The organism is Cytobacillus sp. Hm23, from assembly GCF_051842895.1.
Classification (GTDB): domain Bacteria; phylum Bacillota; class Bacilli; order Bacillales; family SM2101; genus Nanhaiella.
Genome location: NZ_JBPXRQ010000010.1, coordinates 65,842 through 92,360, shown reverse-complemented (window position 1 = coordinate 92,360; position 26,519 = coordinate 65,842). Strand labels below are relative to the sequence as shown.

24 protein-coding genes are annotated in these 26,519 nt (G+C 34.1%); 17 read left to right on the top strand and 7 right to left on the bottom strand.

Annotated features, from left to right (window positions below; translation table 11 throughout):
* Nucleotides 1-248 precede the first annotated feature (248 nt).
* A complete protein-coding gene (locus ACSVDA_RS08420) occupies nucleotides 249-527 on the bottom strand; it encodes a YtzH-like family protein (protein ID WP_485882379.1) in 279 nt (92 codons plus the stop codon).
* Nucleotides 528-719: 192 nt separating this feature from the next.
* On the opposite strand from ACSVDA_RS08420, the gene trmB reads away from it, so the two are divergent.
* Together trmB and ACSVDA_RS08410 are read left to right on the top strand one after the other, a co-directional pair.
* Entirely contained in the window at nucleotides 720-1,358 is a 639-nt protein-coding gene (gene trmB, locus ACSVDA_RS08415; RefSeq protein WP_485882377.1) for a tRNA (guanosine(46)-N7)-methyltransferase TrmB, read from the top strand.
* Nucleotides 1,359-1,447: 89 nt separating this feature from the next.
* Nucleotides 1,448-2,290 (top strand): YtnP family quorum-quenching lactonase, encoded by an 843-nt coding sequence (locus ACSVDA_RS08410; RefSeq protein ID WP_485882375.1) that lies wholly within the window; start codon nucleotides 1,448-1,450, stop codon nucleotides 2,288-2,290.
* 293 nt (nucleotides 2,291-2,583) lie between these two features.
* On the opposite strand, the gene ACSVDA_RS08405 is transcribed toward ACSVDA_RS08410, so the two are convergent.
* Nucleotides 2,584-2,886 carry a PepSY domain-containing protein gene (locus ACSVDA_RS08405; RefSeq protein ID WP_485882373.1) on the bottom strand — a complete coding sequence of 101 codons (303 nt, stop codon included), beginning with the start codon at nucleotides 2,884-2,886 and terminating at the stop codon, nucleotides 2,584-2,586.
* Nucleotides 2,887-3,290: 404 nt separating this feature from the next.
* On the opposite strand from ACSVDA_RS08405, the gene ACSVDA_RS08400 reads away from it, so the two are divergent.
* The 7 genes from ACSVDA_RS08400 to murC all read left to right on the top strand — a co-directional run bounded on the left by ACSVDA_RS08400 (nucleotide 3,291) and on the right by murC (nucleotide 11,854).
* Entirely contained in the window at nucleotides 3,291-4,367 is a 1,077-nt protein-coding gene (locus ACSVDA_RS08400) for a M42 family metallopeptidase (protein WP_485882372.1), read from the top strand.
* A gap of 203 nt (nucleotides 4,368-4,570) precedes the next feature.
* Nucleotides 4,571-5,080, top strand: coding sequence for a hypothetical protein (locus ACSVDA_RS08395; protein WP_485882370.1), 510 nt, complete (start codon nucleotides 4,571-4,573; stop codon nucleotides 5,078-5,080).
* A gap of 415 nt (nucleotides 5,081-5,495) precedes the next feature.
* Nucleotides 5,496-5,807, top strand: a complete 312-nt coding sequence (locus ACSVDA_RS08390) for a thioredoxin family protein (protein WP_214481667.1) — start codon at nucleotides 5,496-5,498, stop codon at nucleotides 5,805-5,807.
* Nucleotides 5,808-5,873: 66 nt separating this feature from the next.
* Nucleotides 5,874-6,671, top strand: a complete 798-nt coding sequence (locus tag ACSVDA_RS08385) for a DUF1444 domain-containing protein (protein WP_485882490.1) — start codon at nucleotides 5,874-5,876, stop codon at nucleotides 6,669-6,671.
* Nucleotides 6,672-6,794: 123 nt separating this feature from the next.
* Nucleotides 6,795-9,044: a DNA translocase FtsK gene (locus ACSVDA_RS08380; protein ID WP_485882369.1), complete on the top strand. Its 2,250-nt coding sequence runs from the start codon at nucleotides 6,795-6,797 to the stop codon at nucleotides 9,042-9,044.
* 98 nt (nucleotides 9,045-9,142) lie between these two features.
* Complete coding sequence (locus ACSVDA_RS08375) at nucleotides 9,143-10,243, top strand: nicotinate phosphoribosyltransferase (RefSeq protein WP_485882367.1); 1,101 nt, start codon at nucleotides 9,143-9,145, stop codon at nucleotides 10,241-10,243.
* Between the two features lie 312 nt (nucleotides 10,244-10,555).
* Nucleotides 10,556-11,854, top strand: coding sequence for a UDP-N-acetylmuramate--L-alanine ligase (gene murC / locus ACSVDA_RS08370; protein ID WP_485882365.1), 1,299 nt, complete (start codon nucleotides 10,556-10,558; stop codon nucleotides 11,852-11,854).
* 264 nt (nucleotides 11,855-12,118) lie between these two features.
* Here the strand turns inward: murC and ACSVDA_RS08365 are convergent, their stop codons facing one another.
* Nucleotides 12,119-13,234, bottom strand: a complete 1,116-nt coding sequence (locus ACSVDA_RS08365) for an aminopeptidase (RefSeq protein ID WP_320211035.1) — start codon at nucleotides 13,232-13,234, stop codon at nucleotides 12,119-12,121.
* Between the two features lie 292 nt (nucleotides 13,235-13,526).
* Between ACSVDA_RS08365 and ACSVDA_RS08360 the strand changes: the two genes are divergently transcribed.
* From ACSVDA_RS08360 to ytxJ, 3 genes are all read left to right on the top strand, one after another.
* Entirely contained in the window at nucleotides 13,527-13,940 is a 414-nt protein-coding gene (locus ACSVDA_RS08360) for a DUF948 domain-containing protein (protein ID WP_320211036.1), read from the top strand.
* A 122-nt stretch (nucleotides 13,941-14,062) separates the two neighbouring features.
* A complete protein-coding gene (locus ACSVDA_RS08355; RefSeq protein WP_485882363.1) occupies nucleotides 14,063-14,533 on the top strand; it encodes a YtxH domain-containing protein in 471 nt (156 codons plus the stop codon).
* Between the two features lie 277 nt (nucleotides 14,534-14,810).
* Nucleotides 14,811-15,137 (top strand): bacillithiol system redox-active protein YtxJ, encoded by a 327-nt coding sequence (gene ytxJ / locus ACSVDA_RS08350; RefSeq protein WP_485882361.1) that lies wholly within the window; start codon nucleotides 14,811-14,813, stop codon nucleotides 15,135-15,137.
* 121 nt (nucleotides 15,138-15,258) lie between these two features.
* Here ytxJ and ACSVDA_RS08345 read toward each other — a convergent pair whose 3' ends face one another.
* Nucleotides 15,259-17,424, bottom strand: coding sequence for a cell division protein FtsA (locus ACSVDA_RS08345; RefSeq protein ID WP_485882359.1), 2,166 nt, complete (start codon nucleotides 17,422-17,424; stop codon nucleotides 15,259-15,261).
* A gap of 277 nt (nucleotides 17,425-17,701) precedes the next feature.
* On the opposite strand from ACSVDA_RS08345, the gene ACSVDA_RS08340 reads away from it, so the two are divergent.
* From ACSVDA_RS08340 to motS, 4 genes are all read left to right on the top strand, one after another.
* Nucleotides 17,702-18,778, top strand: coding sequence for a bifunctional 3-deoxy-7-phosphoheptulonate synthase/chorismate mutase (locus ACSVDA_RS08340; RefSeq protein WP_485882357.1), 1,077 nt, complete (start codon nucleotides 17,702-17,704; stop codon nucleotides 18,776-18,778).
* A gap of 544 nt (nucleotides 18,779-19,322) precedes the next feature.
* The gene (gene ccpA, locus ACSVDA_RS08335; RefSeq protein ID WP_485882355.1) at nucleotides 19,323-20,321 is read left to right on the top strand and encodes a catabolite control protein A; all 999 of its coding nucleotides are present in this window, start codon (nucleotides 19,323-19,325) and stop codon (nucleotides 20,319-20,321) included.
* A 61-nt stretch (nucleotides 20,322-20,382) separates the two neighbouring features.
* Nucleotides 20,383-21,201, top strand: a complete 819-nt coding sequence (gene motP, locus ACSVDA_RS08330) for a flagellar motor protein MotP (protein WP_485882353.1) — start codon at nucleotides 20,383-20,385, stop codon at nucleotides 21,199-21,201.
* A complete protein-coding gene (motS, locus tag ACSVDA_RS08325) occupies nucleotides 21,191-21,928 on the top strand; it encodes a flagellar motor protein MotS (RefSeq protein ID WP_485882351.1) in 738 nt (245 codons plus the stop codon). The genes motP and motS overlap by 11 nt, the downstream gene beginning before the upstream one ends.
* Nucleotides 21,929-22,064: 136 nt before the next feature.
* On the opposite strand, the gene ACSVDA_RS08320 is transcribed toward motS, so the two are convergent.
* From ACSVDA_RS08320 to ACSVDA_RS08310, 3 genes are read right to left on the bottom strand one after another with little or no spacing between them, the layout of a single operon-like run.
* A complete protein-coding gene (locus ACSVDA_RS08320) occupies nucleotides 22,065-23,240 on the bottom strand; it encodes an acetoin utilization protein AcuC (protein ID WP_485882350.1) in 1,176 nt (391 codons plus the stop codon).
* Nucleotides 23,237-23,884 carry an acetoin utilization AcuB family protein gene (locus ACSVDA_RS08315; protein ID WP_485882348.1) on the bottom strand — a complete coding sequence of 216 codons (648 nt, stop codon included), beginning with the start codon at nucleotides 23,882-23,884 and terminating at the stop codon, nucleotides 23,237-23,239. Before ACSVDA_RS08315 ends, ACSVDA_RS08320 begins: the two co-directional genes overlap by 4 nt.
* A 41-nt stretch (nucleotides 23,885-23,925) precedes the next feature.
* Complete coding sequence (locus ACSVDA_RS08310) at nucleotides 23,926-24,558, bottom strand: GNAT family N-acetyltransferase (protein WP_320211045.1); 633 nt, start codon at nucleotides 24,556-24,558, stop codon at nucleotides 23,926-23,928.
* 212 nt (nucleotides 24,559-24,770) lie between these two features.
* Between ACSVDA_RS08310 and acsA the strand changes: the two genes are divergently transcribed.
* Nucleotides 24,771-26,489 (top strand): acetate--CoA ligase, encoded by a 1,719-nt coding sequence (gene acsA / locus ACSVDA_RS08305; protein ID WP_485882346.1) that lies wholly within the window; start codon nucleotides 24,771-24,773, stop codon nucleotides 26,487-26,489.
* Nucleotides 26,490-26,519: the final 30 nt, after the last annotated feature.

The following is a 26,519-nucleotide window of genomic DNA, read 5'->3' as shown; positions in this document are numbered from 1 at the left end:
GCTGTTATTAAAATAGACAGTATAATGAGTTTGATAAAAATGCCCCGAACGCTAGATGTTACTTGCTTAAATCTAAGAGCAAAAAGCAACAAAAATATACGAAAAACAGCCAAATTAAATTAGAATAGTAATAAATGATTTTAATCAGTTCTCATCTTTTTTAACAAGATAAGATGTAATGAACACTTGGTTATACGTATCTATTCATTTGTCGAAAAGGCACAATTAATGCTAAAAAGAGCAGTGGTTTATGTTAATTGTGTAATGTCATCAACCCATTGAGACAACTCTTCTCGATGTGTAGAAATATGATTTTCTAAATTCTGGCTGTTCTTTCCGCTTTGACTGTAATTATATATGTTCTCGAATGTATTATTCAATTCTAATTGACTGTTTGAGTTATTCATTAATGACTTAACAAGACGTTCTACTTGTTCACATTCTGAAACAGTCCCACAGCAATCGGATAGATGGTTTTCTAAAATATCTTTTAATAAATTTATTTGATGATTTTGGTCAAGAGGCATTATGACACTTCCTTTATGTGATTTTGAAAATGATTTATTATTAGTGTTAATTATAGCTGCAAGATCTTCATTAACTGAGAGGAATATAAACCTTCAATAGCAGGGTGAAGCTATTGACAATGAATGATTAAAATCGCGCTTTTCTTAAAGTATGTAATAAGACAGTTTTTATTCAATATGGAGGGAATTATCATGCGTTTACGTAATAAACCTTGGGCAAAAGACCACCTACTTCAATATCCTCAATTTGCAATACAAAATCCTGAGAATAATCAGGGGAAATGGCATGAGATTTTTGGAAATAAGAATCCAATTCATATTGAAGTAGGAACAGGAAAAGGGAATTTTATTACAGAAATGGCGAAAGAACATCCACATATAAATTATATTGGGATCGAGGTCTATGAAAGTGTAATCGTATCGGCACTTGATAAGCTAATTGAGGCTGATCTTCCAAATGTTAAAATAATTAATGCAAATGCAGTTGATTTAGCAGAGTTTTTTGCTAGAGGTGATATTGAAAGGGTTTATTTGAATTTCTCTGATCCATGGCCAAAAAATCGACATGAGAAACGTAGGTTAACGTACCAGTCATTTCTACAATTATATGAAAATTTATTAGTTGACGGTGGAGAAATTCATTTTAAAACAGATAATCAGTCATTATTCGAGTACTCATTAATGAGCTTTTCAAAATATGGCCTGCAGCTAACTTATGTTAGTTTGGACCTTCATAAAAGTGATTTTAAAGGCAATATTATGACTGAATATGAACAAAAGTTTTCATCTAAAGGACAAAGAATTTACCGGTGTGAAGTGAAATATTCGTGAAATAAGAGAGATAGACACATATGAGAACTCATATGTGTCTATTTTTGCTCTAAGTGTTAAAATGAATTAAATAGGAGAGGTGGGATAATATGGAGCAATTACGTCTTGGGAATTTTACATTAACATGGTTAAATGGTGGGGTAACTCATTTGGATGGTGGAGCTATGTTTGGCGTAGTACCAAGGCCTCTTTGGTCAAAGAAATACGCCGTAAATGACTTAAATCAAATTGAACTAAGGACTGATCCGATTTTAATACAATATGAACAAAAAAACTACTTAATAGAGTCTGGGATCGGGAATAATAAATTAACAAGTAAACAATTACGTAATTTTGGAGTAATTGAAGAGTCGTCAATAGATCAATCCTTAGCAAAGCTAAATTTATCAACAGCCGATATTGATTTTGTATTAATGACGCATATGCATTTTGATCATGCTTGTGGTTTAACAAAATGGGAAGACGATAAGCTTATGCCAACATTCCCAAATGCACAAATTATTACATCTGAGGTTGAATGGCATGAAATGAAGCATCCTAATATACGTTCAAAAAACACATATTGGGAAAACAATTGGGTACCCATTGAAACAAAGATTAGAGCATTTACTGATGAAATTGAACTCGTCAAAGGCTTGAAGATGATTCATACTGGTGGTCATAGTGATGGCCATTCAATTATTGTCATTGAAGAGGGAGATGAAATGTTAATACATATGGCAGACTTAATGCCAACACATGCACATCAAAACCCATTATGGGTAATGGCATACGATGACTATCCAATGAATTCTATTGAACAAAAGCAGGAATGGATGCAGTTTGGAATGAAAAAGGGAGCATGGTATAGCTTTTACCATGATGCATTATATCGAGCGATAAAATGGGACGAAGTGGGAGAAGTTATTTCTACAATTAAAAGAGAGAAATGAGTAAGGTCACATATACCCCATCACCTTTGAGTTAATTGAGCTTTTTAATCGGAACTAAACGTAAACTATATTGCCTTATTTACAAAATTACAACAGCAAAATGAGGCTTTACGTGCTAGCCATCTTTTTATAAAAGTAAAGATCCGACAAAACTCAGGCTATGTACGTCGTAACAGTTCTTTCTTTATTTGATAAAAACCAACTTATGCGAGCACTGCTTTCTAAAATAGCGAGTTTCACCATTTCTATTCACTATAGAAAATGGTGAAACTGATCTATGCTATATACGTAAATTAAACTACTTCTAATATAGTACCTGTTTGTGCATCTACAATAAATGCATATTGTGTGCTTTGTCCATCCTCATTTCTACTAATACCGCCCTCGTATACTCTGTAATTAATATGATCCTTTTTTATACTCTTTGGCGACATATTGATCCAAGACCCATTAATACTACCATTCTCCTTAAAGGCATCTTTCGCTATCTTTAGTGCTTTTTCAGGTGATATTAACGTGTTGGAAATTGAATTTTGAACAACATATGCTCCTGCTAGTCCAACACCAATACCAAGAATAAACTTTTTCCAACCCATCTAAAATCTCTCCTTTGCAAATAAAAGTAGTGTTAAATCTTTTTAAGAAATATTTAGAAGATTACGCTATTTTTTAAAATCAATATTTTTCTCTTTTAGATAATTTTACTAATATGTGTAATTTTAATCAAACGAATTTGAAGTGAAAAAGGTTGAAGTGGAAACAATATAAAAAATTCGCTACAATGAACGATGTACAAACTAAATATATACTTGCAATGTTTTCATCTGATTTATTCAAAGAGAGTATATTTGGTGTATGCTTGACAAGAAATCTATTAATGATTTAGTAAACCTTGAATTTTGTCGAATTGAAGAGTGGAAATTATGCATTAGTACACGATAAACCCTTTAAAACTATTTAAGAGCTACGACGAAATAGCACTAAAGAGAGGAAAATGACAATGAATAAAGACACACTAGATTTGTTTAAAACTTTAACGGAATTGCCAGGAGCTCCTGGGAATGAGCATGCAGTTCGTAATTTTATGCGACAAGAAATTGAAAAATATTCAGATGAGATTGTACAAGATGGACTCGGTAGTATTTTTGGTGTTAGGAGAGGGGATAACAATGGTCCAACTATAATGGTAGCGGGCCATATGGACGAAGTAGGCTTTATGGTAACCCAAATTACTTCTAGTGGACTTATTCGGTTTCAAACACTAGGTGGTTGGTGGAGTCAAGTGTTACTTGCACAACGTGTACAGGTAATCACTGACAATGGTCCAGTCATTGGTGTAATTAGCTCAATTTCACCACATTTGTTGGAAGAAGAACAAAGAAACAAGCCAATGAAAATTAAGGATATGCTAATCGATATTGGTGCAGACAACAGAGAAGATGCTTTGGAAATTGGAATTAGACCAGGTCAACAGATTGTGCCTTTCTCTCAATTCACACCTATGGCAAATAATAAGAAGATACTGGCTAAGGCATGGGATAATCGGTATGGATGTGGACTTTCTATTGAATTATTAAAGGAGTTAAAAGATGAGCAATTACCTAATGTCCTTTATTCAGGAGCAACCGTTCAAGAAGAGGTAGGATTAAGAGGTGCACAAACAGCCGCAAATATGATACAACCGGATCTCTTTTTTGCTTTAGATGCCAGTGCTGCCAATGATACTACAGGGGATAAAAATGCATTTGGGCATCTTGGGCAGGGAGCACTTCTCAGAATATTTGATCGCTCTATGATCACACATCGTGGTATGCGAGAATTTGTTTTAGATACAGCCGAATCAAATAACATCCCTTACCAATTTTTTGTTATGCCGACAGGTGGTACAGATGCTGGGAGAGTCCACATGTCTAATAATGGTGTACCTTCAGCTGTCATTGGAATATGTTCTCGTTATATTCATACTCACGGTTCGATTATTCATGTCGATGATTATGCTGCAGCCAAAGAGCTAATAGTAACTTTAGTAAAAGCGTGTGATCAAACAACGGTTGACACAATACGTAATAATAGCTAGGAAAGATATTTTCTCCAATAGGACTTTTCTATGATTATTACAAAATTAGTAAAGCTTTTGTCATACTCAACAATAGAAAGTTATGATAGTATATAGGGTATGGTATAGGTATTTTGTCCGATAGAGAATGACCTATGTAGAAGAACAATAGAATTCATTTTTAACCAATCATCTTGTTTTTCAAAGGAGGAGAAAATAATCATATGAAAAAAATATTTAGCGTACTTTTCATAAGTATCCTTTCTCTTGTGCTATTTGGATGCAATGCTTCAATAGAAGAAGAAATTACACAAACAAAAGATCAAATGAAAACATTGTCTCAAAGCGAACCTTCTGAACCAAATAAAAGTAATGAACAATTTTCTTATTTTTTGCCGGATAACATGAGGATAGAAGATGATGAATCGTTAAATAATATTGTATTTATAGAAGGTAAACAGCATTATATCTTATTTGTTAATCCTCAAGAGGACGTTAACAGTAAAGTATTGTATGAAGACATTAAGAAATCTGATGGTGACAACATAATTGATGAGACAATAGAAAGTGATAAGGATTTTACCTATACTGTAGTGAATGAAATAGAAGATAAATCGTATGAAGTAACTGTTGGAATTGGAGGAGTTAAAATGACGACTGTTACTAAAGCGAAAGCTATCTCTGAGAGCGCTGAAAAAATGTTGAATATTGTTAAATCAGTTTCTGTTAAATAGTTTTTTTCTGAAATGTGAGGAATTCGCAAAATGGCAACTGTCATTAGAATTCCTTTTTTTGTTAGGCTCTGTTGTTACTATTTTTATTAAAAAAAACGATATGATGAGTTTTATGAGAGCTCATAATTGTAAAAGTAGAAAAGATACCATGTTAAATCAAGGTAATAACAAAAGGCTGTTCGTATTAATTGTTGCTTTTGTTTCTAAGATATAAGCACATATTCAACTTTTTATTATACCTCATTTGATCACAATGTAAGAAGAGCTTTACTGCTCTGAAACTACGGTGCTTTTTTAGGCTAAGGAAGTTTGTTTTGTTTTTCTTAAGTACTGTTTACTTGTATGAGATTAATTAGTTTGGTATGATCCGAATTAAGAAAATGAAATGATGAAACATAGGGGGCATGTATTTTTTATGCAAAAGTTAGAAAGTGTACAGCAGTATAATGAGGTTATTCAAAATGATAAAGTGATTCTCATGTTTTCCGCAGACTGGTGTCCTGATTGTCGAGTAATCGAACCTGTTCTTCCAGAAATTATGGAGAAATATAATACTTACTCATTTTATTATGTAGATCGGGACAAGTTTGTAGATTTATGTGTAGAACTAAATATATTTGGTATTCCTAGCTTTCTTGCTTTTCACAATGGTGAAGAAGTTGGTCGGTTTGTAAGTAAAGATAGAAAAACAAAAGAAGAGATTGAGCAGTTTATTAATGAATTGTAATTAAATCTTTTAAACCTGAACAAATAAGATTATAAGAGAGAAGGGCGAGGTGGGATAAAGTTGAAGATGGACAGTAACAAAATGAGAAATAAGCTTACTGAAAGATTATCCCGTCCCAATTGGAACATAGTTTACGATCGTGAAAAGGATAATCTACGTATAGAAGATGTAAAAACAAAAAAAGGGCTGACTGTTTCATTACCTGGAATTATATCAAAATGGGAAAATGAGAAAGAAAAGGCGATCGATGAGGTTGTTTATTATATCGAGGAATCGTTAACAGTTATGAATGAGCAGCTGCATCTGGAAGGGAAAGAAAAGAATATTTTCCCGGTCATTCGCTCAACATCTTTTCCAACGAAATCAAATGAAGATTCTAAGTTAGTATTTGATGACCATACAGCGGAAACACGAATCTTCTATGCACTCGATTTAGGAAAGACATATCGGTTAATAGATGAAAAAATGTTAGATCAAGAAAACTGGAATATTGATCAAATAAGAGAAATTGCAAAATTTAATGTGAGATCTTTAGACGTCCCAGTTAAAGAAGATCAAGTTGCTAATAATATTTACTATTTTGTTAATTCTAATGATGGCTATGATGCTAGCAGGATATTAAACGAGCGACTTTTACAAACATTTGATGATAAAATAGAAGGCACGATGGTCGTTGCAGTACCACACCAAGACGTATTAATAATAGCAGATGTTAGAAATGAAACTGGATATGATGTTCTAGCTCAAATGACAATGAGCTTCTTCTCTAACGGGAGAGTCCCTATAACTGCACTTTCTTTTTTATATGAACAAGGAGATTTAGAACCGATATTTATTTTAGGGAAAAATAAGCGACAACATTAAAATTATCAAAGATAGATTTGATTTTTAGTCACTAGTCCAACTAGTGGCTTTTCTTATTTACTCCTTCGTTGTACACTTATAATAAGTGAGAGTAGAAAGTTAGTAATGAAAGAGTGATTTATGATGAATTGGATAAAAAAATTTTTCCAGCCTGATGAAGAGGAAATTGCTAACGAACATAATAGTAATGAAGAACTGACAAATGTCCGATACAATAACAAAATCGAAGCTAAAATGACATATAAGTATCCAAAAGGAAAATTTCGTTTTCCAGTCATCCCTGATGAGGAAGTTAGGTCATCTACAAAAACTGCATCACCAACTCCTGTACAAGAGGAAACAAATATAAAACAACAAACTAGCAAAATGTCTCGTAAAGTTACGATCCAAAAAGAAATTAAAAAAACGCCCTTTCGTCCAACAGAAGTGGCTTCACCAATTTACGGTTATGCTCCACGGGAGGACCAAGAAGTTGTAGAGATTGAAATACCAGCCACTAAAGCTGAAGAAGTGCAATCTTCTGAGGGTTTGATTACAAGTAATCTTGAAATAAAACCTGAACCGATTAATATGCTCTCAGATGCACCCATTGCAAGTAATGAAAAAGATGTGCAGGTAAATCAAGATTCCGAGTCTAGTATTACTGATATGAGCTCGAGCGATAACAATAATGTACAAGAAGAACAAGTGGATAATGAAGTTCAAGATATTGAAACGACTAATCATCATTCAAATGATGAGACAAGCAATCGTTTTCAGCCTAAGAAAAGAAGTCGAATTCCATTTAATGTTATCATGCTCAAACAGGATAAGAAGAAGCTTAAAAGCGAAAACAATAAAACAGAAAACAATAAAACAGATAACAATAAAACAGATAACAATAAATCAGGTAACAATAAAACAGATAACAATAAATCAGGTAACAATAAAACAGCTAAAAAAAATGGGTCATACCTTTTTCCACAGATCGCTTTATTACATAATCCACCTGAACAACAAGCGGAAAATGGCGAGTGGCTCAGCCAACAGCGAGAGCTATTAGATCATACGCTAGCTAATTTTAAAGTAGGAGCTAGCGTTGTAAATGTGACACAAGGTCCATCGGTTACTAGGTTTGAAGTTCACCCGCAGCCGGGTGTTAAAGTAAATAAAATAACGAATTTAGCAGATGATATTAAATTAAGTTTGTCTGCGAAGGATATTCGTATCGAAGCACCGATACCAGGGAAAAATACTATTGGTATAGAAGTGCCCAACATAAAAAGTAAACCTGTGTATCTACGCCAAATAATAAAAAGCAAGCAGTTTACAGAGCAATCTTCAGCATTAACAGTCGCACTTGGGTTGGATATTTCTGGAACTCCAATTGTTACTGATTTAAATAAAATGCCTCATGGTCTTATTGCTGGAGCAACTGGCTCAGGGAAAAGTGTTTGCATTAATGCGATGATAATTAGTTTACTTTATAATGCAGCACCACATGAAGTAAAATTATTATTAATTGATCCAAAGATGGTTGAATTAGCGCCGTATAATCATATCCCTCATTTAGTTAGTCCTGTAATAACCGATGTAAAGGCAGCGACAGCAGCATTAAAGTGGGCGGTAGAGGAAATGGAACGTCGCTATGAATTATTTGCTCATAGCGGTGTAAGAGACATTAATAGATACAACGAATTGGTTAAAAGTAAACGAGAAGCAAGTGGAGAATTACCTTATCTAGTTATTATCATCGATGAATTAGCTGATTTAATGATGGTATCACCAGGTGATGTTGAAGAAGCGATTTGTCGTATCGCTCAAAAAGCAAGAGCATGTGGCATTCATTTAATAGTCGCAACACAGCGCCCTTCAGTTGATGTAATTACTGGCTTAATTAAAGCAAACATACCTACTAGAATCGCGTTTTCTGTATCGTCTCAAGTTGATTCTCGCACAATTATTGACACGAATGGAGCGGAAAAGCTATTAGGTAAAGGTGATATGTTATTTTTAGAAAATGGTTCATCGAAGACATTACGTGTTCAAGGGAATTTTGTATCTGATGATGAAATTGAGCAAATAGTTGGCCATGTAAAAAATCAAATGAAACCTTCTTACATTTTTCAAGAAGAAGAGCTGTTAAAAACAAGTGTTGTTAACGACAACAGTGATGATTTATTTTTACCAGCTTGTGAGTATGTAGTTGAACATGGCGGTGCTTCTACTTCAGCATTACAACGGAGCTTTCGAATTGGTTATAATCGTGCTGCCCGTTTAATCGATATGATGGAGGAACAAGGAATAATTTCAGAGGCAAAAGGAACAAAGCCGCGTGATGTTCTAATCACAAGAGAAGAGCTTAGCTTGTTACAAGAAACTAGTACATCATAAAAAGAAATGGTATTCTGAATAATATAAACTAGTAGCATCAATAGCTTATGTTTGCGTATGTTGGTACATATTAGAATGATATAAGGAGTTCCTTAGGTATGAAAGAAATAGAATTAAAGTTACAAGGGAAAATTAGCAGACTTACTAATCAGACATTTAAGTTTGACGAACGTGTAAAAGACGGATGGTTTTCGGCTGTTTATTTTTTGAAAACAAAAGAAATCATTGAAAAGTTTAAGCCCGATAATATTGTTACGATGCAGTTCTTTCAGAAAAATCATGCAGTTTTATGTGGTACGGATGAAGTGATTGCACTATTAAATACATTTGTTGATAACCCACAAGAACTAGAAGTTTATTCTTTGAAGGACGGCGACAAAATTAGTCCTTTTGAAACTGTATTAACTATAACTGGTCCGTATCAAAGTTTTGGTTATTTAGAGGGAATTATTGATGGCATATTAGCACGAAGAACATCTGTTGCTACTAATGTATATAACGTTGTAAAAGCAGCAGGGTTATCTGGTATTCAAAAGCCAATTATATTTATGGGTGATCGTGATGATCATTTTACACAGCAAGCGGGGGATGGATACGCAGCTTATATAGGTGGTTCCACTGCACAAGCTACTCATGCGATGAATGAGTGGTGGGGTAAAAAAGGTATGGGGACGATGCCACATGCTCTTATCCAGTTATTTGATGGTGACATTGTTGCAGCGACGAAGGCATATCATGATGTTTTTCAAGAAGAAGAGCTTATAGTATTGGTCGATTATAATAATGACAGTATAGTTGATGCTTTAAAAGTTGCTAGAGAGTTCGGAGAGAAACTGAAGGCTGTTAGAGTTGATACATCAAGAACGATGATTGACCAATATTTTGTTAGACATCCTGAAGTCCTTGGTACGTTTGATCCAAGGGGAGTGAACCCTCCACTTATATTTGCCTTAAGGGAAGCACTTGATCGAGAAGGATTTGAACATGTTAAAATAGTTGTAAGTGGCGGATTTAATGAAAAGAGAATTACTGAATTTGAAAAACAAAATGTACCAGTGGATATATATGGTGTAGGGAGCAGTTTATTAAAAATCCATATTGGTTTTACAGGAGACAATGTTTTATTGGATGGTGTTCCACAAGCAAAAGTGGGACGACGTTTTCGACCGAATGAAAGACTTGAAAAGGTTGAACTATAATAACAAAGGTAGTTTTCAAGTAGATGTTGATACTTTCGTTTAAAAAAAGAAAGTATCAACCACATTTCGTGGTATCTTTTTTTTAAAAACGACTTTAGCTATTTTAAACAGTTATAGAATAATCTTACTTTAACTGTAGATGGTTTTATAACTGTAAGTATCTGTATTACAAATTACATGGTTTTCATCTACAATCAATGGTATAATGTTCAAATATGAAATCATTGAGGTTTAATGTTTTCAAAGGTTAGCAAATCTAGATAAGTGTCATATACTGTCTTACAGATATACGAAAAGTTGGAGGTTCTTCATATGACAGTTTACCATTTTGTCGGTATTAAAGGTACTGGAATGAGTCCGCTAGCTCAAATACTTCATGATATGAATTACGAGGTTCAAGGCTCTGATATTGACAAGCGTTTATTTACACAACAAGGACTTGAAGAAAGAAGAATACCATTTTTTTCTTTTAATAAGGAAAATATTAAGCCAGACCATACTGTAATTGCTGGTAATGCTTTTCCTGATACACATGAAGAATTAGATGCAGCGAATAGATTAGGTGTACCAGTCATAAGATATCACCGTTTTTTAGGTGATTTTATGCAGAAATTTACTAGTGTTGCAATTACAGGATCTCACGGGAAAACATCTACAACTGGACTTTTATCTCATGTGATGAGAGGTGCACATCCTACTTCATTTTTAATTGGAGATGGTACTGGAAAGGGAGTAGAAAACAGTAGATATTTTATTGTGGAAGCGTGTGAATATCGACGTCATTTCCTTTCTTATTATCCCGATTACGCAATTATGACAAATGTTGATTTTGATCATCCTGATTATTTCTCAAATGTGGATGATGTATTTGATGCATTTCAAGAATTAGCATTACAAGTTCAAAAAGGAATCATTGCTTGTGGTGATGATGAACATTTACAAAAAATTCAAGCTAAAGTGCCAGTATTGTACTATGGCTTGAATGATGATAATGATTTTCAAGCTAGAAATGTAGAAAAAAGTTCTGATGGAACCACGTTTGATGTATTTGTTAGAAATACTTTTTTCTCATCTTTTAAGATACCTACTTTCGGTAACCATAATGTATTAAATGCCCTCTCAGTCATTGCTTTGTGCCATTATGAAAATATTGATTTATCTGTTATTAAAGAGCAACTCCAAACATTTGAGGGTGTGAAAAGAAGGTTTAGTGAAAAGAGAATAGGTACTCAGGTATTGATCGATGATTATGCACATCACCCGACAGAAGTAAAAGCAACGGTGGAGTCAGCAAGGCAAAAATATCCTGATAGAGAAATTGTCGCTGTGTTTCAACCACATACGTATACTAGAACCCAAACTTTCTTAGATGAATTTGCTACTAGCTTACAACTTGCTGATCAAGTATATTTGTGCGATATTTTTGGATCAGCCCGTGAAAATCAAGGTAAGCTTTCTATCTTTGATTTACAAGCAAAGGTAGATGGGAGCATGTTAATAAATGAGAAAGAAATTGAACGATTGAAGCGTCATGAAAATAGTGTGCTGTTATTTATGGGAGCTGGTGATATTCAAAAGTTTGAAGAAGCATATGAAAAGACAATTAAATAAACATGCATACAAATTAGAATTTGTGGCATAGCTGTATGTAAAACCACATCGTTCTCTTCAAGAAAGATTAAATTTTACAATAGCAGCCTAAAGAAATAACCAAGCCATTTTCATAACGAAATATATAACTAATTTATACACATACACTAAACGCTCAGAGCTTATGCTCTGAGCGTTTTTTAACGGTTAGTGTAGTACATTTTTTCTCTTAAAATAATGGTAAAGCTTGCAGGAGTATCCAAGGTGAATCTCCTTTGTTATTGCTTATTTTAGATTTTCTGGATTTAATGCTTCAAGTTCTGGGATGACGAAACGGCCGTCCTTTCGAATGAGGACATCATCAAAGTAAATTTCTCCACCTCCATATTCAGGGCGTTGGATCATGACCATATCCCAGTGAATATTAGAGCTGTTCCCATTATATGCTTCATCATAACATTGCCCAGGAGTAAAATGGAAACTACCATCTATCTTTTCATCAAATAAGATATCTTGCATTGGATGTTGGATGTATGGATTTACACCTATTGCAAATTCACCTACATATCGAGCACCTTCATCAGTATCAAAAATTTTATTAATACGTTCATTATCATTTGAGGTAGCCTCGATTATTTTGCCGTCTTTAAATGTAAGTTTTACATTTTCGTATGTAAAACCTTGGTATGGAGATGGGGTATTATAAGTAATTGTTCCGTTTACCGATTCCCGTACTGGGGCAGTATAAACTTCACCATCAGGAATATTTCTGAGACCAGCACATTTAACTGCTGGGATATTGTTAATAGAGAAAGTTAAATCAGTTTCTACACCCGTTATTCGAACCTTGTCTGTTTTATTCATTAAATCAACTAAGCTATTCATCGCAGTGGCCATTTTACCATAATCTAAATTACAAACATTAAAATAGAAGTCCTCAAACGATTCAGTACTCATTTTCGCTAGTTGAGCCATTGAAGATGTTGGATATCGCAATACAACCCACTTTGTTTTTGGTACACGTATTTCTCGATGTACTTTATTTAGAATTGTATTTCCATATACTTTCATATTTTCATCAGGGACGTCCGATAATTCATTAATGTTATTACCTGAGCGAAGGCCAATATATGCATCCATATCTTTCATCACATTTGCTTCATAGTCAGCTATCAAGTTATAGTGGTCATCTGCTGCTCCCATTAATAATGCACGGTCAACTTGTTGATCCTTTAATGAAACAAATGGTTGACCGCCTGCAGCATATGCTTCTTTAACTAATGCTACAACAAGCTCTTTTTCCAGTCCAAAATTCTCTATTAGAACCTTTTCACCTTTTTGTAAACTAACGGAATAGTTTATTAAATTCTTAGCCAATGTGTTAATTCTTGGATCTTTCATCATAAATTCCTCCAAATTGTTTTAAAAATTGTGAAGCTACATCGTTTAACTCAAAACCTCATTTAAAGTATATACATAATGTTACTAACAGATTAATACAATTAATTGATCTTGAGCTATCCTATATTATTGTAACCGAAAATATTTGTTTTGTATTACTGAAATACTATGAGTATCCATTTAAAAAATGCAAAAATTTAACTTTATATATTTTTAGAGAGGAACATACTAGATGTACGTCGAATTTAAAAGATAATTAGGTTATTATGGCTGAAAAGGAGGTAACGTTAGGTTGATGTGGATTGTTTATATTAGTGTAGCTATTGTAGCAGTTGCTTTCGTTGTACTAGTAATTTTTTTAGCAAAGACATTAGTTTCATTACAACTTACGTTAAAAAGTGTCGCACATACTCTGTCTTCACTAGAAAAACAAGTGGAGGGAGTTACATCAGAAACAACTGATTTATTAAAGAAAACAAACATTCTCGCTGAAGATATTCAAAAAAAATCCGAAAAGTTAAATTCAGTTGTAGATGCCGTTAATGATGTGGGTACGTCTGTTCATCGATTTAATAAATCAGTACAAGAGGTTTCTACATCTGTTGTGAATCAATTAGAAGATAATCAAGAGAAAGTGACTCAAGTAGTTCAATGGGGAAGTGCAGCAATTGATTTATGGAATAAGTGGAAAAGTAAATCTAAATGAGTCATTAATCCCAATTAATTTCAGTGGTTTGTATAAGTCTACTCCACTTGAAGAAGCATGATACTTTGTGGGGGAGCTTGAATATACATTTTGAATACATTAATGAAGGAGGAGATAATACGATGAGCAAAGATGGGATCAATACAAAAGATTTTCTGATTGGTGCTTTAGTCGGTGGTATTGTAGGAGCTTGTACTACTCTATTCTTGACTCCTAAATCGGGAAAAGAGTTAAGAAGTGATATTAATGAACATGCGGTAATTGTTAAAGATAAAACTGGTCAAATCAAAAATACAGTCATGGAAAAAGGTTCATCTATTGCAGGTACAGCGAAGGATAAAACAGCAGGGTTCAGAAAAACAGTTGCTCAGCAATCTTCTAACATCGTAACTAAAATGAAAGAAATGAAAAGAAATGGCGATTCTGACATACCAACTGCTATAACAAATGAGAAAGAGGAACCAACATTAACTAAACAAAAAAATGAATATATTACCATTGGACAAAATGATGTTGATATTCAAAAAAAGCTTGAAGAAACTGAAAAAGCTATTGAGGATATGGAAAGTTCAATTCAATTGAGTAATAAGTAGTGGAGTGTTATGATTACTTCACTACCTATTTTTTTTTGGAAGAATTTCAGAGATAACTAAGCAAAAGGTAAAAAGCACCTTCTAATGAAAGGCTTCCAGTACTTGTCTGAGATAATTAAGGAGCTTGCGCATTTCTTGTTATCTAGCTTCAGCACTTATTTCTTTGAGTCGCAATAGATCTGGATGAATATTGCATGTTCAAGAGAAAGAATGTCAGGGCCTGCTGGGGGTTAGAAAGAAGAACATTTACGCTTTTTTAAGGTTAGGAGGATTTATATTGGCAAAAGTAAAAATATCATCTAAGGAACAATTTGAAAAGCTTATTAATGAACATTCAAAGTTTTTAGTAATGAAACATAGCTTAACATGTCCGATTAGCAGTTCAGCATTTAAGGAATTTGAAAAATATAATAATGAAAATGAAGAGCTTCAAATATTTTATTTATATGTACAGGAATCAAGAGCTCTTTCGAATTTTATAGCTGAAAAATATAGTACTAAACATGAATCTCCACAAGTTTTACTAGTGCAGGATGACAAGGTCATTTGGCATGCATCTCATTGGAACATCACTTACGATACATTAAAAAAGCACGTAGGATAAAGGAGTGGGAGGATCAACCTCCCACTCCTTAACGTTTGACTGATTTTGCATAAATTGTTGTTTTTCGTACTAATTCTAATTAGTAAAAATAGCAATATAGCTTACGAAAAGTGCCTTATGATTACACATATGAGTTTTTATCCTGAAAGACGATACGTAGCTCATCTCCTGGTTCAATAATATCTTTAAACGATACTTCTTCATTGTTTCTAAGTAATGCGTAACCGCCATGAGCATTGTCAGGTAAATTAAATTCTATATGTGTAAATATGTCTTGGAAGATAAATGGTTCAACAGTTTTACTTACTACTTCAATGTGATCTCCGCTATATAAGATATCGGCTTCATTTAGTTTAGTTCCATTTTTATAAATTTCATTTATACTTTTTGTTAATAATATTTGCTTATGATTAAACTGAATTGGAATTGTTTGAGTTAACATAATCCCCTTCAATTCAGCTAAGTCTTTAACAGTTAATGTAGATTTAGAGAAATTAATGACAATATTATCATTATTTGCAAAGCTAGATGTTGGAGGCACTTTCACACCATTACGAGTTATGTATCCAGACATAGAGGGAATTTTCATCTCTTGTTTATTGATCACTAAAGAATATGTAAGCGACTCAGAGTGTATATTTTCATTTTGTATGAAATTTAGTAACCCCTTAATAGTAGAAGGAAATTTACAATGAATGTTATCATGATCAATAACAAAACTATCTGCGGTCACCTCTTGCTTGTTTTTAAAAAATTTTGCAACTATTTTATGTTTTTGTCCATTAATCGTGATGTGTGCTGAAGGTATTTGATCAATAACATCTTTGATTTGTACTCGAGCTGGACTTCCATCACGGCCTTTTTCTATAGCAATATGGTCACCTTGTTGAATTAAATCATCAAGTGAGCACGGTTCATTGTTTTTTAATAACTTAGGTGGAAGACCGTAATTTCCTGGCAAAGTAACTTTTTGTCCATTTAATGTAATTATGATTGCCATACCAGGTTTGCCGTACAGTTTATTCATTTCTATGCCCGCTGATAGTAAACAATCACCAACAGTTAGTTTTTTTATATCAAATAGTCTAATAGATTTGTCATTTACTTTCACGCTCAAATACTGAACAGGTGTTTGTTTAGCTGCAATACCTATTCCAATAGGAGTGACTAGTTCAGGCCCTTTTTGAATGTTTTCAGATAAAATTAGTCTTTGAATTGCATCAATGCCACGAATGGCGACTCGATTTTCCGGTAGCTCTAGGTATGAAGCAATTCGTTTTGGCAATTCAGGTGTTAAACTACCGCCCCCTACTAGCATCACTGCCTTTGGAGGTTTATGCTGATTTAATGTTAGTATTTCACTTACTATGGAGGATGCCAGTTTGTCTATGGAGGAAGAAATTTGTTTAATAACCTCATGTTTAGGAACCTCTGTCTCAAATCCTAAAATATCTGTAATCGTAATGGTCCCTTGCTTATATAGCTCTCGCTTCGCTTTTTCAGCGAGTGGAAAATCAAGTAAGTAGCCATCGCTTATAGCTTCTGTAATTTCATCACCTGCAATTGGTACCATCCCGTAAGAAACAACTGTTCCAGCATCTGTAATCGCAATATCAGAAGTACCTGCACCTATATCAACTAATGCTACATTTAATCGACGCATTGTTTGGGGTATCAGTACATTAATGGCTGCGATCGGTTCCAGCGTGAGAGCTTCCATTTCTAAATTAGAGCGCTGTAGTGCCGATATAAGAGATTCGACAACGACTCTAGGCAAAAATGTGGCAATTATTTCAACAGAAGCAGTTTCACCTTGTTGGTCTATTAAATTGCCAATTTCTTCATCATCTAGCTTATAGCATATGACAGAGTACCCTACACAATAATAATGATAGCTTTTATCTTCCTTATTATTTGACGCTAAGTTTTTTTGGGCCTGCTGAACAGCGCTTAATTCAAAATGCAGTACGTCTTGCTTTGTCATGATCGGCTTTCCTGAAATAGGCATAGTAACTATACCACGTTCAGTTTTTAATGCTCTCCCTGCTGCAGCTACACATACTTTATCTAATTTCCCATGTCTACTTTCTAGTTCTGTTTTTATTTCTGTTATTACTTTTGAGACAGCCAATACATCATGAATCTGCCCATCAAGCATTGCTCTTTCAGAATGCTCTTTTGTTACAATATCAACAATTTCAAAATTGTTATCTTTTTCCTTAACTATTATGCCGTTAACAGATCTTGTTCCTATATCTAATGCAAAAATCGTAGGTAGTAAGGTCAAAGCTTCTCACCTTCTTCACAATTAATCAAAATACTTTAACACTTAAAAGCGTTTAAATATTAAAGTTTTTTAGTGACAACACAATTGAATTCGTATATAATAAACTCTAATTACATGAAATGTACCACACTTTCCACATCTAATAAAGTAATCTGAGCATAATATATTTGCTATATCATTATTAGATGAGGAATCAAACTTATAATTTGTCATTCAAAAAGCGGAACCAAAGTTCCTGATTTGAATACACTTTATCATAGTCGAAAGGATGAAAGAGATGAGTAATAAACAATTAGACGAGCTAAGGTTAAAAGTAGAAGAGATTAACATGCAATTATTGAAGTTAATAAATGAACGTGCAACTCTTGTACAAGAAATAGGAAAAGTGAAAGAAGCACAAGGTGTTAATCGTTTTGATCCTGTTAGAGAACGAAAAATGTTGGATTTAATTAATGAACAAAATGATGGACCTTTTGAGACTTCAACATTGCAACATATTTTTAAAGAAATATTTAAGGCAGGGCTGGAACTACAAAAAGATGATCACCGTAAAGCATTATTAGTTTCTAGAAAGAAAAAACCAGAAGACACAATTATTGATATAAAAGGTGAAAAAATTGGTGATGGAAATCATCACTTTGTTATGGGGCCGTGTGCAGTTGAAAGCTATGAACAAGTTGCATCAGTAGCAAACGAAATTAAGAAGCATGGATTAAAGCTTCTCCGTGGAGGAGCGTTTAAGCCACGAACATCTCCATATGACTTCCAAGGTTTAGGTGTAGAAGGATTGAAAATACTTAAACAAGTTGCAGATGAATATGATTTAGCAGTTATTAGTGAAATTGTTAATCCAGCTGATGTTGAGAAAGCAGTAGATTACATTGATGTGATACAAATTGGTGCAAGAAATATGCAGAACTTTGAATTACTCAAAGCTGCTGGGGCAGTGAATAAACCAGTATTACTGAAGCGTGGTTTAGCAGCTACTATAGATGAGTTTATCAACGCAGCAGAATATATTATTTCTCAAGGAAATGGACAAATTATTCTTTGTGAACGTGGTATCCGTACTTATGAAAGAGCTACAAGAAACACATTAGATATATCAGCAGTACCAATCTTAAAGAAAGAGACTCATCTTCCTGTGTTTGTTGATGTTACACACTCTACTGGTCGTAGAGACTTGTTATTACCTGCTGCTAAAGCAGCGTTAGCAATTGGGGCAGATGGTGTAATGGCAGAGGTTCATCCAGATCCAGCTGTAGCACTTTCTGATTCAGCACAACAAATGGATTTCAATCAATTTAACGATTTCATCAATGAAATTAAATCAGCTAGCACTGTTAAAGCATAATTAATAGCTCTTTTGGCACAATTCATTGTTGCTGTTTTAATAAAGATTTATAAAAGCGTGATGTTATACCATTTACTACGTTTTTTAGTGAACTGATGTTTCGAAATATAGCTATATTCATGTAGAATATGTATTCCTCCTGCTACGGCAGGAGTTTTTTTTGTGAAAATAATTTGTATATTGATTGCGGTCTATTTCATAGTATCGTATGATATGTTACATATAACTTAAGAATGTCACCTACATAATATTTATAATTAAGTTTCTGTTCAAAAACTTTGCAGCTATATTTATATATTCACAATGAACAGTAAGATGGGATTTTGTCTGAAACGATTAATGTTATATATGCACGAATGTTAGGTTTTTACTGCTTAGTATGAATAGCAAGGATTGTTGTGAAAATAACCCTTATTAAGGCCAATTGTGAAACTCTATACAATAAGAAAACAATTCTTGTTTATTAATATAGGTAGTGGTTCTGTTAAATATAAAATTTAAGCAAATAATAGCATAAAGAAAAACTAATTAGGAGCTGATAATGATGAATGTTACTATATATGACGTTGCACGTGAGGCTAATGTATCAATGGCAACTGTTTCAAGGGTTGTAAATGGGAACCCGAATGTAAAACCAGCGACGAGAAAGAAAGTATTAGAGACAATTGAACAACTTGGATATCGACCAAATGCAGTGGCACGTGGTTTAGCGAGTAAAAAAACTACAACTGTCGGTGTGATCATTCCTGATATATCAAGTATCTTCTACGCTGAGCTAGCGAGAGGAATAGAAGATATTGCAACTATGTATAAATATAACATTATTTTAAGCAACTCAGATCAAAATAAAGAAAAAGAGCTTCATTTAATTAATACAATGCTCGGAAAACAAGTCGATGGAATCGTTTATATGAGTGGAAATATTACAAAAGATCATGTTGAACAATTTAAAAAATCACAAGTACCAGTAGTTTTAGCAGCATCTATTGAAGAAGAAAATATTATTCCATCTGTCAACATTGATTATGAACAAGCTGCATTTGATGCGACTACTAGCTTTATTAATAATGGGCATAAAAAAATTGCATACGTCAGTGGCCCACTTGATGATCAAATTAGTAGTAAAAAGAAGCTAGAAGGATATAAAAAAGCACTTTCAGAAGGTGGGCTACAATATGTAGATGAATATATTCTTGAAGGTGATTATACTTATGATTCAGGGATTGACGCTTACAAAAAAATAGAAGAGATGCCAAATAAACCAACGGCTGTTTTTGTTGGGAATGATGAAATGGCTTTAGGTGTCATTCATGGAGCCCAAGATCACGGCACAGTGATTCCTAAAGATATGGAAGTGATTGGTTTTGATAATACAAGGCTATCTTTTATGGTAAGACCACAATTAACGACAGTTGTTCAACCGATGTATGATATCGGTGCAGTAGCAATGCGGTTGTTAACAAAATATATGAATAAAGAGAAGGTAGAGGATAGCGTCGTAGTACTTCCTCATAGAATTGAGTTTCGTCATTCAACAAATTAAAAATCCTGTCGATATATAGAATAGAGAGGTTGGATTCTATATATGCACAGGGAGAGAAATTATGAAAAAAAAATTCGATTTACTAACACCTAGTGGATTAGTTCTTGCAGTAGCTATGTTTTTATTCGGTATAATATCAAATAGTGGATCGACAGGATTATCCTCATTTATCCATTTCCCATCAATGTATATTGTTTTGGGTGGTTTAACAGCTGGGTTGTTAACAAGTTTTCCCTTAAAAGACATTAAACTTTTATTTAAGGTGTTAAAAGAAGCATTTAGTCAAAATGAACAGGAGCTACATGGATTAATTAATACATTTGTCAATTTATCTGATAGGGCGAGAAGGGAAGGTTTACTTGCATTAGAGGCTGAAATTGAAAATGTTAACGATCCATTTATTAAAAAAGGTATCCTATTAGCTGTAGATGGTATTGAACCTGATGTCATTAATGATATTATGGATGCTGAAATTTCTGCAATGGAGGAAAGACATCGGAAGGGAAGAAGTATTCTTGAAAGGGCTGGAGAACTAGCCCCTGCCTGGGGAATGATTGGTACTTTAACAGGGTTAGTATTAATGCTCAAAAATTTGAATGATCCAACGACTTTAGGTCCCAATATGGCAATTGCTTTAATAACTACATTGTATGGATCATTACTCGCTAATATAGTTTTCATTCCATTAGCATCAAAACTTGCTTTGAAAACGGAAAAGGAAGTATTTTTGAAGCAAATTATCATTGAAGGGGTGATTGGTGTTCAATCTGGTCAAAACCCCAAAATTTTGGAAGAAAAGCTCAGTGCCTTTTTATCTTATAAAGAGCGAGTGGGCATCGAAGATGAGGAGGTAGAGGAGGCAGCTCAAAATGAGAGATAGGAAAAGAGTGCATACCGAAAGAAAAAAAGGTGCACCTGCTTGGATGGTTACTTTTTCTGACCTTATAACTTTAATCCTTGTTTTCTTCATATTAATGTTTTCAATGTCGCAAATTGATATTGTAAAGTTTAAAGCTGTTGCTAATTCATTTAAAACGAACCATATTTTAGACTTTGACCCATCTCCAATTCCCTTCGATCCATTATCAACTGAAGATGTACATTTGAATGAGGATAGTGGGGAAGTCAATAATATAGATCCATTAAATGAACTAGTTATAGAAATACAACTATTTCTCGAAGAGAATGGTCTTGAAGATGTCATTGTAGCTAATCGTTATGAGCGTGGTGTTGTATTAGTTTTACAAGAACAGGTTTTATTTAACACTGCGGAAGCAATTATACAACCATCCGCTTATCCATTTTTAGATAAGGTAGGAAATTTATTAGATGATATGTCAAATCTGGTTAAAGTGGAAGGGCATACAGATAATCGTCCAATCGAAACTTATAGATACCCATCAAACTGGGAATTATCTACAGCTCGGGCTAGCAGTGTTATTCGTTATTTAATAGAAGAGCATCAGCTAGATGATATTCGCTTTGAAGCTGTCGGATTTAGTGATACTAGACCTGTTGCTCCTAACTCTAATCCGGAAAATTGGAAGAAAAATCGTAGAGTTGAAATAGTTATTTCTGATCCAGAATACATTGAACAAACTAATTAAATTTAACTTTCGATCATGCCTTGACGGAATTTTACTTGTAATAGAAAAAGCGTCTTATAAGCATATCAAACGAAATGTTATTAGGACATAAAATTGTAAGATGGCTTATAAATCAATTTGATTTATAAGCCATTTTTTATATAGAGTTCCGTTGTTGTTTATTTTCTCTAATGATTTGAAGCGCTTTCATGACTGTGTGCATGTTTTTCTCAGAAATTTCATTTCTACGGGGTATTGGAGAGTAAAGGTCTGTAGGATCATCCCATTTTAACGGTAGTTGTACTGGAGAAGCGTCTTGCCATGCTTTGATCCATTCCTCAGGTATATCAGAAATATTATGTGATTTTTCAATCATCTCAATCCAAATTAAAGACCATGCCCTAGGAACAACACGCCATATATCATAACCCCCTCCACCTACTGCAATCCATCTACCACTACAATATTTATGAGCAATTTCATGAGCTAGCTTTGGAATTTCTCGATATATTTTCATCGTTGAAGAAAGATGTGTAAGTGGGTCATAATAATGAGAGTCTGCACCATTTTGAGTTATAATGACGTCTGGTTTAAAATAGTCTGCAATTTCTAAAAAAGATTGTTTATAAGCATCCAACCAAGAGTCATCTTCTGTGAAAGCATCAACTGGGATATTAAATGAATATCCATAACCTTTCCCATGTCCCCTTTCATTAACATGTCCTGTACCGGGGAATAAATATCGTCCTGTTTCATGTATCGATAATGTACATACTTCAGGGTCATCATAAAATGTCCATTGTACTCCATCTCCATGATGTGCATCTGTGTCGACATACATTACTCGTACACCATATTTTTCTTGCATATATTTAATGGCTACAGAACTATCATTATAAATGCAAAAGCCAGATGCTTTTCCTCTAAATCCATGATGTAATCCTCCTCCAAGACTTAGTGCATGCGTAGCCTTTCCTGTTAACACATGGTCTACAGCCGTTAACGTACCGCCTACTAACAGAGCACTTGCTGTATGCATATCTTTAAAAATAGGGGTATCTTCGGTGCCAATTCCATATGCTTGAGCTTTTTCCGCTGAAAGTTGGCCATTGCCAGCTAATTTAACTGCTTGTATATAGTTTGGATCATGAATAAGCGTCAGTTCCTCATCTGTTGCAATTCTAGGAGGGATAATTTGATTATCATCGAGTACATGAAGCTTTCTAAGGAGATCATAAGTTAATTTCACCCTCAATTGATTAAAAGGGTGGTCATCACTAAATTTGTATAATTGAAATTGCTCCGAATAAATAAAGACTGAGTTTCCGCTCATAAAGAAACACCTGGTTCAGTTGGCCATAAGACTGTATAACCTTCATTTTTTAATTCATTTACGATTTTCAGTGGGTTCATCGTTTGGACACGAAAAACGAGTATTTTATAGCTCTCATCTACATCTGGATATACTAGGACACTATTGATGTTGATATTTCGGTCCTTAAAAATTGAAGCAATATCGCTTAGCATGCCGGTTTTGTTACTAGCTTTAATTTCAATGTGTGAACTAGGTTGATGTGCACCAGTAAGTTGTACAAGGGTATGAAGGACGTCTGTTTCTGTCACTATACCTACCAATTTATTATTATTTGTTAACGGCATACAACCGATCCGATGCTCATAAAATACAGCAGCCACTTCCTCAACAAAATCTAACGGGTGACCAGTAATAACGTCAGTTTTCATAATGTTCTTTATTGGCTGTTTAAGGATGTGCTTATTATCATTGTTAAGTTCCAAAATAGAAGGGCTTGCATCACGTAAGTCACGATCTGAGATGACGCCAATTATGTGATGGTTTTTATCTACAATAGGAATATGTCTAATATCTTTTTTGTGCAACGTGATGATAGCAGTTTCAATCGTATCATTGGGAAAGAGTGTTGTTACATCTGTTTTCATTATTTGCTCAACTATCATTGTATTTCCCCCTTCAAGCTGTATTTCATTTAAAAGGTTATTTAATACATAAATCTATTCATAAATCTCAATCGATCGAATTGTTGTATGGATTCATTATCAACTCTTGTTCCTATTCTAGCCATTAAACAGTTTGCTGGATGAGAACTAATTTCTGGATCATCGGTGGCGTACCATACTAGACCGCCAGCATTCATCATTTTCTCCATTACCTTCCTATACTCCCAAACATTAAGTCCTGTACCTTTTAAATCCCAGTGCCAGTAGTATTCGGTCGTAATAATAATGTAGTCATTCATTACATCATCCATCATTGATACGTTAATAAGGTTTTTGCCGACTGAGGAACCTCGGAATTTAGGAATTACTTCTATTGCCCCGAGTTCAATTAAATTTTCCATGTTGCCTTCAGACCAACGTTCAAGAGGGTCAGGGTATAAGAAAGTAACATATCCAACAATGGTATGCTCGTGTCTTGCTATAATAATTCTACCTTCAGGCAAATCTGCTATCCCTATTAATGCCTTATGTTGTTGGTCTGGTTGGCGAAATGCTATAAGATCGTGATGAAAATCGTAGCTTGATAGTTTAGCAGATGAAATGGGTCCTTCTAAAATTAAGTTTCCCTGTGGTGTTTTTAATTCTTTTGCATTATAAGTTTTTTTATGTTCCATTAGGTCACCACCTTATTACATGTTTTATTCTATTATACATAATATTAGTAATATATAATTACTCTCATTGCATTTTTTCACATTCTATTTGTGGATATTCGTTAACAATATAAGCTGGACAACAATTGTTATTTTAATATTTTTAAAATTGAGAACACTATGTATTTATAATATAATATTCTTTGAAGAGATTTACAAAGGGGGAATTGTAAATGAAGGTGGAATCGTTAGCTGTTACGAAAGGGGATTACAATTTAACAGACTACGAAGAAATTTATAGTCAGTTTAATTGGTCCGATGTAGAAAATAACTTTTCTTGGTCAAAAACAGGTAGAGTGAATATGGCCTATGAGGCGATTGATCGTCATGCATATACCTTTAGGAAAAATAAAATAGCATTATATTACCAAGATTCTGTTCGAAAAGAGAAATATACATTTAAGGAAATGAGTGAATTCTCTAACCGAGCAGGGAATGTACTTAAGCAAGCAGCTGATGTTGAAAAAGGTGATCGTGTTTTTGTGTTTATGCCTCGTTCTCCCGAATTATATTTTATTATTCTAGGGGTAATAAAACTAGGGGCTATTGTTGGTCCGTTATTTGAAGCTTTTATGGAAGGGGCAGTTCGTGATAGGTTAGAAGATAGTGAAGCAAAAGTGTTAGTAACAACACCTGAGTTATTAGATAGAGTTCCAGTTAATGAGCTTCCGGCACTAAAGCATATCATTTTAGTTGGTGATGACTTAGATGATGATGAAAAGTTTATTAATTATTATAAAGAAATGGAAAGTGCTAGTGACCGTTTAAGTATTGAATGGGTAGATAGATCAGATGGACTTATTATTCATTATACTTCGGGCTCAACAGGCAAACCAAAAGGCGTATTGCACGTCCATAATGCTATGATTCAGCACTATCAAACAGCAAAGTGGGTATTGGACTTAAAAGAGGATGATGTTTATTGGTGTACTGCTGACCCTGGATGGGTTACAGGGACTGCTTATGGTATTTTTGCTCCATGGCTTGTAGGTGCTGCAAATGTAGTTATTGGAGGAAGATTTAGTCCAGCTGCATGGTATGAAGCGATTGAACAGTTCGGTGTTACTATTTGGTATAGTGCTCCAACTGCATTTAGAATGTTAATGGGTGCTGGTGATGATTTAGTAAAGCAACACGATTTAAGCACCCTTAGACATATTTTAAGTGTAGGAGAACCATTAAATCCTGAGGTCATACGTTGGGGTGTTAAAGTATTCAATAATCGTATTCATGATACATGGTGGATGACTGAAACAGGTGCTCAATTAATATGTAATTATCCATGTATGGAAATAAGGCCTGGTTCAATGGGAAAACCTATTCCAGGAGTTAAGGCTGCGATTGTGGATGATCAAGGAAATGAATTACCACCAAATCGGATGGGGAATTTGGCCATACAAAAAGGGTGGCCATCGATGATGTATACGATTTGGAACAATCAACAAAAATATGAATCATACTTTATGCCTGGTGATTGGTATGTATCAGGAGACTCAGCTTATATGGATGAAGAAGGGTATTTTTGGTTTCAAGGTAGGATAGATGATGTAATTATGACTTCTGGTGAAAGAGTTGGACCTTTTGAGGTTGAAAGTAAGCTTGTTGAACATCCTGCAATAGCAGAAGCTGGGGTGATAGGAAAACCTGACCCAGTACGTGGAGAAATTATTAAAGCATTCGTTGCACTAAGATATGGCTACGATGTTACTGATGAATTAAAAGAAGAAATCAGGCTTTTCGTGAAAAAAGGTCTCTCAGCTCATGCAGCTCCACGTGAAATAGAGTTTTGTGAAAAGTTGCCTAAAACAAGGAGTGGGAAAATTATGCGTAGAGTGTTAAAGGCGTGGGAATTAGATCTACCTACGGGTGATTTATCAACTATGGAAGATTAGTTACAGGAATAAACGATGTTTTTCGTATTA

Excerpts from the sequence above, each read along its gene's own strand:
- ACSVDA_RS08410 (WP_485882375.1), top strand. The coding sequence starts at position 1,448 with ATGGAGCAATTACGTCTTGGGAATTTTACATTAACATGGTTAAATGGT.
- ACSVDA_RS08355 (WP_485882363.1), top strand. The coding sequence starts at position 14,063 with ATGAGCAAAGATGGGATCAATACAAAAGATTTTCTGATTGGTGCTTTA.
- motP (WP_485882353.1), top strand. The coding sequence starts at position 20,383 with ATGAAAAAAAAATTCGATTTACTAACACCTAGTGGATTAGTTCTTGCA.
- ACSVDA_RS08365 (WP_320211035.1), bottom strand. The coding sequence starts at position 13,234 with ATGAAAGATCCAAGAATTAACACATTGGCTAAGAATTTAATAAACTAT.
- murC (WP_485882365.1), top strand. The coding sequence starts at position 10,556 with ATGACAGTTTACCATTTTGTCGGTATTAAAGGTACTGGAATGAGTCCG.
- ACSVDA_RS08400 (WP_485882372.1), top strand. The coding sequence starts at position 3,291 with ATGAATAAAGACACACTAGATTTGTTTAAAACTTTAACGGAATTGCCA.
- ACSVDA_RS08395 (WP_485882370.1), top strand. The coding sequence starts at position 4,571 with ATGAAAAAAATATTTAGCGTACTTTTCATAAGTATCCTTTCTCTTGTG.
- motS (WP_485882351.1), top strand. The coding sequence starts at position 21,191 with ATGAGAGATAGGAAAAGAGTGCATACCGAAAGAAAAAAAGGTGCACCT.
- ACSVDA_RS08385 (WP_485882490.1), top strand. The coding sequence starts at position 5,874 with ATGGACAGTAACAAAATGAGAAATAAGCTTACTGAAAGATTATCCCGT.
- ACSVDA_RS08310 (WP_320211045.1), bottom strand. The coding sequence starts at position 24,558 with ATGGAACATAAAAAAACTTATAATGCAAAAGAATTAAAAACACCACAG.
- trmB (WP_485882377.1), top strand. The coding sequence starts at position 720 with ATGCGTTTACGTAATAAACCTTGGGCAAAAGACCACCTACTTCAATAT.
- ACSVDA_RS08390 (WP_214481667.1), top strand. The coding sequence starts at position 5,496 with ATGCAAAAGTTAGAAAGTGTACAGCAGTATAATGAGGTTATTCAAAAT.
- acsA (WP_485882346.1), top strand. The coding sequence starts at position 24,771 with ATGAAGGTGGAATCGTTAGCTGTTACGAAAGGGGATTACAATTTAACA.
- ACSVDA_RS08340 (WP_485882357.1), top strand. The coding sequence starts at position 17,702 with ATGAGTAATAAACAATTAGACGAGCTAAGGTTAAAAGTAGAAGAGATT.
- ACSVDA_RS08380 (WP_485882369.1), top strand. The coding sequence starts at position 6,795 with ATGAATTGGATAAAAAAATTTTTCCAGCCTGATGAAGAGGAAATTGCT.
- ACSVDA_RS08405 (WP_485882373.1), bottom strand. The coding sequence starts at position 2,886 with ATGGGTTGGAAAAAGTTTATTCTTGGTATTGGTGTTGGACTAGCAGGA.
- ACSVDA_RS08375 (WP_485882367.1), top strand. The coding sequence starts at position 9,143 with ATGAAAGAAATAGAATTAAAGTTACAAGGGAAAATTAGCAGACTTACT.
- ACSVDA_RS08420 (WP_485882379.1), bottom strand. The coding sequence starts at position 527 with ATGCCTCTTGACCAAAATCATCAAATAAATTTATTAAAAGATATTTTA.
- ACSVDA_RS08315 (WP_485882348.1), bottom strand. The coding sequence starts at position 23,884 with ATGATAGTTGAGCAAATAATGAAAACAGATGTAACAACACTCTTTCCC.
- ccpA (WP_485882355.1), top strand. The coding sequence starts at position 19,323 with ATGAATGTTACTATATATGACGTTGCACGTGAGGCTAATGTATCAATG.
- ACSVDA_RS08320 (WP_485882350.1), bottom strand. The coding sequence starts at position 23,240 with ATGAGCGGAAACTCAGTCTTTATTTATTCGGAGCAATTTCAATTATAC.